Origin of the sequence: Staphylococcus sp. HMSC057A08 (assembly GCF_001812925.1) — a bacterium.
Taxonomy (GTDB): Bacteria; Bacillota; Bacilli; order Staphylococcales; family Staphylococcaceae; genus Staphylococcus; species Staphylococcus hominis.
Genome location: NZ_KV810854.1, coordinates 537,325 through 544,359, shown reverse-complemented (window position 1 = coordinate 544,359; position 7,035 = coordinate 537,325). Strand labels below are relative to the sequence as shown.

Below are 7,035 nucleotides of genomic sequence, written 5' to 3'. Positions count from 1 at the left end.
GACAAGTTTCGTGCTTGTCCCTATTTTTTTATGTAAAAAATAATTATGACAAAAAGCATAAAAAGTATTGAATTATGCCATAGTGCATAGTATAATATAAATATACCAAATAGCGAAACGAGGAAAATAAAAATGAGAAACATTAAAAAATACTTAGACAATAATAGAATTGATTACAAAAGCAATGACAAAACATTTACTCCTTATTTAAAATTTATGATTGATCAAGAAATTTATTTAGTGCAAGATTATAAAAATACATATGAAATTTGTACTATAGATAGAAATGTTGTAAAAGAATTCAAAACTCAAAAAGCTTTAATCGGCTTTTTAAAAGAGGTGGCTTAATATGAGAGAATTAATACAAAAATTATTAGATAGTGATTTAAGTAGTTTGCATATATCTAAACAAACAGGCGTGCCTCAAAGTACTATATATAGAATGAGAAACAAAGAGCGTTCGTTGGATAATTTAACATTAAAAAATGCTGAGTTGTTAAGTGAGTTTGCAGAAATACTATTTAATAGCGAAAATGATGAAAGACAAAATTTGCTAGTAAAACGTGCAAGTATCAAAGGTATGTTGGCTAACTTAGAAATGTCTAATGAAGAAGCACAAAAGTTAGAAGAAGAACTACATGATGTTGAAGGTAACTTAGATGAATTAAACCGATAATATGCTATAATAAAGATACCCAGTTTGTGATAATTAAAATAATTATCAGATTTATAAGAGGCAACACTATATTCTAACCACGTTCTTATGAGCGTGGTCTTTTTTTATGTATAAACATATTATTTGCTAAATATACCCCTATGGGGTATAATACTTTTACTGGCATAACAGATAAACCACAGTGATGTGGTGAAAGGTGCAGTTTGACAAACGGCCGGGTGGAAACATCTAACTTATGCAATTGTGTAAAACTAAAGGTTATCATCTAGGTGGTAACACTAATGTGAGTAAAGCATTACTCCCTATGGCAAATGCTTGGGGAATGGGAAGATGCCTAAGTACCATTAATGCCGTCGAACATTAGCTTTTTACATAAAGGTATGATAGTCCGAACCTATCAAGTAAGGGCGTGTACCATGATTTGTATCTGTGGTGGCGGACAGTAATACAATGAGAATGGCTAGTACGATGATAAGGAACGTCATGGCGGAGTGAAGCATTTCGTTATTCAAAAGATAACGAAACTTCTGGGGAAGCACTTCGTCGGTCAAAACAATTAATTTTACAATTGGCTAAATACAATGATATGTATTGGAAATTAAAATAAGCGAAAGCCTTCCCCCGTTAGTGACGAAAGCACCCTAAGACTTCACACGAAAGTGAATGAAGTTTGTTATCGTTTCGCAAAAACGGTAGCAATCTATCGCAAAGTAAAGCAGTCAAGGGACTTGCAAACCTTTGATTAATTGAAATCGGTAGAGTAGTCTCTAACGCAATGAGTGATTGGCCATTACCAATCGGGTGTAGATAGTACGTCGGGGACGGCGTGGATAAGAGAAGAACATATAATGTCTCTAAAGCTATCTAAAGTAAGGTGTAGTCTCAACCTATACATAAACCGTACCTTAACAGGTGCGGTCTTTTTTTTATTTTAACCACCTCGATTTCGATACAGTTATTTTATACATACAAGTTTTAGGGACCCAAAAGGGACTTCAAACGCTGTAAACACTATGATTATAGCTTTTATACTATCCCTCCCAGGACGCTATAACCCGTTGATATATCAACGTTTACAGCGAGCAAGTGTCAAATAAGTGTCAAGAAAATATTTCTCTGACCTTTTGGCCTTGCTCTTTTTTATGTTCATCAAGAAGATGTGTATAAACATCTAACGTGATAGCAATACTTGCGTGACCTAATCTTTTGCTAATGTATTCAATTGGAATACCTTTACTAATTAAGTAACTTGCATGTGTATGTCTTAATGAATAAGGTGTGACATCTTCATTGATGTTATATTTCTTTTTAGCTTTATTAAACACTTTAGAAATTGCTGCATGAGATAAGCTAAATAATTTATTATCAATTCTGTGTGGATGTGTCTCTATTGCTTTGTATATATGCTTTAAATCATTTTTAGAAACTTCGACAAATCTATCAGCATTTTCTGTTTTAGTTCCTGGCAAGTGAATTAGGCCTTTAGTTATTAGTAAGTCATCATAGGTCATTCTGTTTACTTCTGAAAATCTAGCACCTGTAATCAACAGTATATATAACATAATCGTACTTTTATCTGTTCTTAATTTAAAATGCTCTCTTAACTCTTCATACTGTCTAATCGTTAAAAATTTTACATCTTCTTTTTTAGCTTGTTTTGTTCCTTTTGCTTTAACGTTATATGTTGGATCTTTTTTGATATAACCATCATACACTGCATCTTTAATACCACTAGATAAATAAAGATTAACTTTTCTAACTGTTTCTGAAGTTCTACCCTGTGCGTAATTAGATATAAATTTTTGATACTCACTTCGAGTGATATCTTTAATTTTAATATCTTCACCGAAATGCTTTAAAAATAAATCAAGCGAGTGTTCATACCAATATTGCTGTTTTGATGATAATTCATATTTTCCGTTCAACTTGAGCCATTCTTTATAATAATCTTTAAACAATCTATTACTATCTACTTGTTTACCATCTTCTAAATCTCTAATAAGTTGTTGTGCAGCATTCGTCGCTTCTGCTTTTGTTTTAAATCCTGATTTACGTTTCTTACCTGACTTAAAAGAAGGGTGCTTTACATCATATTGCCATGATGTAGAAGTCTTATTTTTTCGTTTTGTTACTGTAAATGAAGCCATTTTTATCACTTCTCCTTAAAAAAATAATAAGGGTAGGCGAACTACCCTGAAAATATTAAGTTAATGTGCATCAGCATATGCTTGTGCTTCAGCCATTTCTGCATCTGTGAAATCTCTAGGTGATTTACCCGTTTCCTCTTTAATTTGCATAAGTGAACGTGGATATGATGAATCTGATGATTGAACATCATTCGTGTAATCTGTATCATCAGTATCTTCATCAGGTTCAAAGTCTTCTTCATATGGTCGATCATATACTGATTTTTCTTGACCACTCTCAACTCTTAAAGAACTTTCATAAGCTGCACTAGCAGGCCCTTCCATAACGTTACCTTGAGGAATGACACCATTAGCTACTGCATTGTTATAAGCTTGGATTTTAGCTGTTTCACTATAATTTCCGTAGATAACTGACTCAAGAGTACCTCTATCTTTAATGTTTGTTACATCAACATTTTGTGTGTTTTGAGATTTTTCACTTGATGAGTTATATTGGATATTTTGTTCATTATCACTTTGATTATTTTGTTTCTCGTTATTCTTTTCTTCTACGTTTGAAGTATTTTGTTCTTCAGTAGAGTTATCTTCATTTTCTTGAGATTTCTTTTCTTCTTTAGACTTTTTATCCTCTTTGGATTTATTTTCTTTTTTATCTTCTGATTTCTTTTCAGTTTTACTTTCCGACTTAGTATCAGAATTTTCGTTAGATGTGTCATCATTACCACATGCGCCAAGAATTAAAGCACTGCCAAAAATTAAAGCTAAGAATTTTTTCATTATATATCTCCCCTTTGGTTTATTTTTAATAATAAGATTTTATAAAAACATGAATTTCTTATTTGAAAACAATTTTATCTTCATCATAAGCATCAACTGAATAACCTACATATGCATGTGTTTTTAATATTAAATGTTTTGGTTCACTTTTAAATTCATATTCATAAATATTAAATTTGAATTCTTCTGTTATTGTGTGGTGTTCTTTTAATTCAACATTTGTGTGTAGTGTAAATGTTTGTAATTCATTTTCTAAAACAGGAAATTGACTCTTTTTATCAGGATTTTCATATCTTTCTACTAAAGTTAATGAAATTTTGTTAATAGTTTGAGCAGAATTACCACCCTCTATTCTTACAATTCCTTCCAAAGTATCATTACTATGAATACTTCTATTTTTTACTAAAGTTTCAACCTTCACAGAGTTTATTCCAATAGAAGCAAGAAGATTTTCAAACATAGAACCAAATCCTTTCTGATTAAATATTTTAATTAAACAATTACCATAACACTAATCAATTCTGTGCAACTTATAAACCCTTAATGGCTCAAATGTGATAGAGTAAAACAAAAGGGTACCAAGTACCCTCATCATTCTACTTATCTAAGTTGTCTACTGCATATTGCGCTTCTTCTTCTGTGAATTTATCGCCAGAATTTGAAATTAATTGATCGTAAATTGCATCTTTAGACATATTCATATCTTCTTGATAAGATTTTGCACTTTCTAATGCATTTTTCTTATAATCAGCTTTCAAGTGGTCAACCGCATATTGTGCATCTTCTTCTGAGAATTGGTCTCCAGCACTAGAAGTTAATTGTTCATAAATTCCTTGTTTAGACATATGCATTCCGTCCGCATAATTTTTAGCTGAATTTAATGCTGCTGTCTGTTCTTTGGAAGCATTTTTGTCTTCTTTAACTTCTGAATTACCATCATTCATTTGTTTATCTACTTCGTTGACAAAGGCTCCAGTACATGATGTAAGACCAATGATTAATAGGATTAATAAAACTAAACAACCACCGCAACCCCAAAGCCAACCTTTTTTACGTTTTTTCTTTTTCTCTTCTTCTTGTTGTTTTTGATATTCTTGAAACTGTCTAAATTGTCTTTCTTCTTGTTCATTATTAAATTTTTCTTCCATGACTTATCTCCTATATGTAGATTAGGCTTTTATATTCATTTGTATTCTAAGGTGCATCGTCCACTTATTTATAGCACCACCACCTTTAATATGTAATATTCATATATCTTTATATTCAAATACTCGGAATGACTAAAATTGAATAACATAATTAGCGTAACTAGTTTCAATAACCAAATTTATATACACTACAATTTCCTATAATGATTATTTTATGTTGAGAATTATCTTACTAAAAAATATAGAAAGATTAATTAACTTCACATGCGTAATTATCCCCATCTCTATCAAATTTTGATGTATAGGCAGGGTGATTTGAAGGAACGCCATTAGGGTGAACTTTTCTTAATGCAGTGCAATTAGGGAAAGTTTCAACGTTGCTAGTTGATTGTTCAGTATCGTTAGATTGACTATCATTTGATAAAGAGTTATCGACTTGATTTTCGATAGCGTTGTTTTCATTGTTGTTTGATGTATTCATTTCTTTATTATCCTCATTATCCTCTTTAAATGCTGAATCTAGGCTCCATATACCCATTTTTTCAGCTTTTGCTTGTTCTTGAGATGATTCTAGAGTTTCTAAATATCTTGTATTTGGTGGATAAACATAAGCGACTTTTGCTAAACCTTCTTTGACTAAAATATTATTTAGCATTTCCCCGTCAACATATATATATGCTAATTTTCGATTATATTTATCTTCTTTTTGACCAATGTCAAACTCTATTTCTATATTTTTAGCATTATTTAATAATTCAGCTGTTCTATCAGATGCTTCTTGACCAAATGGTTGCTTACCAACTCTTGGATGTTTAGTTTCAGGTGTATCTATAAGTAAAAATCTATATGTCTCGGTTTTACCTTTATAGATAAACTTAGCAGTATCACCATCAACAGTAGAACTTAATTTTACTGGTATCTTATTCGTTGTACCTATGTCGGATTCATCATTATCTTTATCTTTTTCTTCAGATTTTTTAATACTATTATTTTGTGATACAGATTGTTCATTCTCATTATATTTTTTCTTACTTTCTTTTGAAGTATTATTTTTATTTGTATCTTCAGTTTTTTTAGACTTATTTTTTTCTTCACTTATTTTATCTGTATTATCGTTGTTATTATCATCTGAAAATATAGCAGAACAGCCACCAATCAATAATAAAATTAAAAAGATGATACCAAAACAGCCTAGGCAGCTTAAACAGCCATTAGTTTCTTTTTTATTTTGATTTACTTCCATTATGAGTACTCCTCAATTAGTTAAATTATTAAAATGACATTACTATTAAGTTATGTGTTTTAGTATTCATTAAACACTATTATTAGGAATAAAAGTTTATTAATTATAGATTTTGAATATCAGAAGGTAGATATTTATTTGTTGAATAAGTAAATAAATGATCATGTTAAAATGGTAAATAAAATATATAAGTTAAATTAATTATATTTAACATTTAAAAAAGAATATATAAATATACGTTTTAACTTTTATTGTTTGCTTTTTCCTAATTCAATTGATGCATCCTCATATTCATATTTTACGTAATAATTACTTTTAACATCACCACCTTATCACCATTTAATTAAATTATTAGAATAAATATAATAAAAATATATACTTTTGTATTATATCATATATTTATATATTAAATATTTTTAAATATTTTATTTTGATAACCTAAAAAACTTTGACGAGATAGACATATTTGAATTCCTAACTGTAAATATAAATTTTTAAATTGCACAGTTTTGATGATTTAAGCATAAGTTACGGAAAATGTCACAAGTATCTAAAGAAACCCTTTATAGTAAAGATAACAAAACGATAGTTAAACAAAACAAAGCAAGCAATACAGTAACCTATCGTTTTAGAATTTTACCAATTAATTTCTAAGGAGTGTATGAAATGGAAGGTTTATTTAACGCAATTAAAGATACAGTAACTGCAGGTATTAATGGTGATTGGACAAAATTAGGTACAAGTATTGTTAGTATCGTAGAAAACGGTGTAGGTTTAGTGAGTAAATATTTAGGTTTCTAATTTAAAGATAATTATAAATAGTACAAAGGAGATAACAAACATGGATAAATTATTCGACGCAATCAAAAATACAGTAGACGCAGGAATTAACCAAGATTGGACAAAATTAGGTACAAGCATTGTTGACATCGTATCAAGTGGTGTAGGTATCTTAAGTAAAGTATTCGGATTTTAATTAATTATTAATTACGTATAAAGGAGTTATTAATATGGATAAATTATTCGACGCAATCAAAAATACAG

At 29.7% G+C, this 7,035-nt stretch carries 9 protein-coding genes and 1 pseudogene; 5 read left to right on the top strand and 5 right to left on the bottom strand.

The genetic code is table 11. The annotated features are described in order from the left end of the window. Nucleotides 1-132 precede the first annotated feature (132 nt). The 3 genes and pseudogenes from HMPREF2881_RS07195 to HMPREF2881_RS12055 all read left to right on the top strand — a co-directional run bounded on the left by HMPREF2881_RS07195 (nt 133) and on the right by HMPREF2881_RS12055 (nt 1,040). Nucleotides 133-348: a hypothetical protein gene (locus tag HMPREF2881_RS07195; protein ID WP_070653680.1), complete on the top strand. Its 216-nt coding sequence runs from the start codon at nt 133-135 to the stop codon at nt 346-348. Between the two features lies 1 nt (nt 349). Beyond that, nucleotides 350-535, top strand: a pseudogene (locus HMPREF2881_RS07190) (DNA-binding protein); the annotation flags it as partial. 376 nt (nt 536-911) lie between these two features. After that, on the top strand, nt 912-1,040 hold the full coding sequence (locus HMPREF2881_RS12055) for a hypothetical protein (RefSeq protein ID WP_256279947.1): 129 nt from the start codon (nt 912-914) through the stop codon (nt 1,038-1,040). A 736-nt stretch (nt 1,041-1,776) separates the two neighbouring features. Here the strand turns inward: HMPREF2881_RS12055 and HMPREF2881_RS07185 are convergent. The 5 genes from HMPREF2881_RS07185 to HMPREF2881_RS07165 all read right to left on the bottom strand — a co-directional run bounded on the left by HMPREF2881_RS07185 (nt 1,777) and on the right by HMPREF2881_RS07165 (nt 5,991). Further along, complete coding sequence (locus HMPREF2881_RS07185) at nt 1,777-2,823, bottom strand: tyrosine-type recombinase/integrase (protein WP_002449987.1); 1,047 nt, start codon at nt 2,821-2,823, stop codon at nt 1,777-1,779. Nucleotides 2,824-2,883: 60 nt separating this feature from the next. After that, nucleotides 2,884-3,600 (bottom strand): hypothetical protein, encoded by a 717-nt coding sequence (locus HMPREF2881_RS07180; protein ID WP_002449991.1) that lies wholly within the window; start codon nt 3,598-3,600, stop codon nt 2,884-2,886. Nucleotides 3,601-3,658: 58 nt separating this feature from the next. Continuing rightward, nucleotides 3,659-4,060, bottom strand: a complete 402-nt coding sequence (locus tag HMPREF2881_RS07175; RefSeq protein WP_002449993.1) for a sporulation protein — start codon at nt 4,058-4,060, stop codon at nt 3,659-3,661. A 136-nt stretch (nt 4,061-4,196) separates the two neighbouring features. Continuing rightward, nucleotides 4,197-4,748 (bottom strand): Ltp family lipoprotein, encoded by a 552-nt coding sequence (locus HMPREF2881_RS07170; RefSeq protein WP_002449998.1) that lies wholly within the window; start codon nt 4,746-4,748, stop codon nt 4,197-4,199. A 250-nt stretch (nt 4,749-4,998) separates the two neighbouring features. Then, nucleotides 4,999-5,991 carry a thermonuclease family protein gene (locus HMPREF2881_RS07165; protein ID WP_002450005.1) on the bottom strand — a complete coding sequence of 331 codons (993 nt, stop codon included), beginning with the start codon at nt 5,989-5,991 and terminating at the stop codon, nt 4,999-5,001. Between the two features lie 666 nt (nt 5,992-6,657). Here HMPREF2881_RS07165 and HMPREF2881_RS07160 point away from each other — a divergent pair. After that, nucleotides 6,658-6,792 carry a beta-class phenol-soluble modulin gene (locus tag HMPREF2881_RS07160; RefSeq protein ID WP_002449997.1) on the top strand — a complete coding sequence of 45 codons (135 nt, stop codon included), beginning with the start codon at nt 6,658-6,660 and terminating at the stop codon, nt 6,790-6,792. 40 nt (nt 6,793-6,832) lie between these two features. Next, nucleotides 6,833-6,967 carry a beta-class phenol-soluble modulin gene (locus tag HMPREF2881_RS07155; protein ID WP_070443664.1) on the top strand — a complete coding sequence of 45 codons (135 nt, stop codon included), beginning with the start codon at nt 6,833-6,835 and terminating at the stop codon, nt 6,965-6,967. Nucleotides 6,968-7,035 lie beyond the last annotated feature (68 nt).

Coding starts and splice junctions, on each gene's coding strand:
- HMPREF2881_RS07160 (WP_002449997.1), top strand. CDS start 6,658: ATGGAAGGTTTATTTAACGCAATTAAAGATACAGTAACTGCAGGTATT.
- HMPREF2881_RS07155 (WP_070443664.1), top strand. CDS start 6,833: ATGGATAAATTATTCGACGCAATCAAAAATACAGTAGACGCAGGAATT.
- HMPREF2881_RS07175 (WP_002449993.1), bottom strand. CDS start 4,060: ATGTTTGAAAATCTTCTTGCTTCTATTGGAATAAACTCTGTGAAGGTT.
- HMPREF2881_RS07185 (WP_002449987.1), bottom strand. CDS start 2,823: ATGGCTTCATTTACAGTAACAAAACGAAAAAATAAGACTTCTACATCA.
- HMPREF2881_RS12055 (WP_256279947.1), top strand. CDS start 912: ATGCAATTGTGTAAAACTAAAGGTTATCATCTAGGTGGTAACACTAAT.
- HMPREF2881_RS07170 (WP_002449998.1), bottom strand. CDS start 4,748: ATGGAAGAAAAATTTAATAATGAACAAGAAGAAAGACAATTTAGACAG.
- HMPREF2881_RS07195 (WP_070653680.1), top strand. CDS start 133: ATGAGAAACATTAAAAAATACTTAGACAATAATAGAATTGATTACAAA.
- HMPREF2881_RS07180 (WP_002449991.1), bottom strand. CDS start 3,600: ATGAAAAAATTCTTAGCTTTAATTTTTGGCAGTGCTTTAATTCTTGGC.
- HMPREF2881_RS07165 (WP_002450005.1), bottom strand. CDS start 5,991: ATGGAAGTAAATCAAAATAAAAAAGAAACTAATGGCTGTTTAAGCTGC.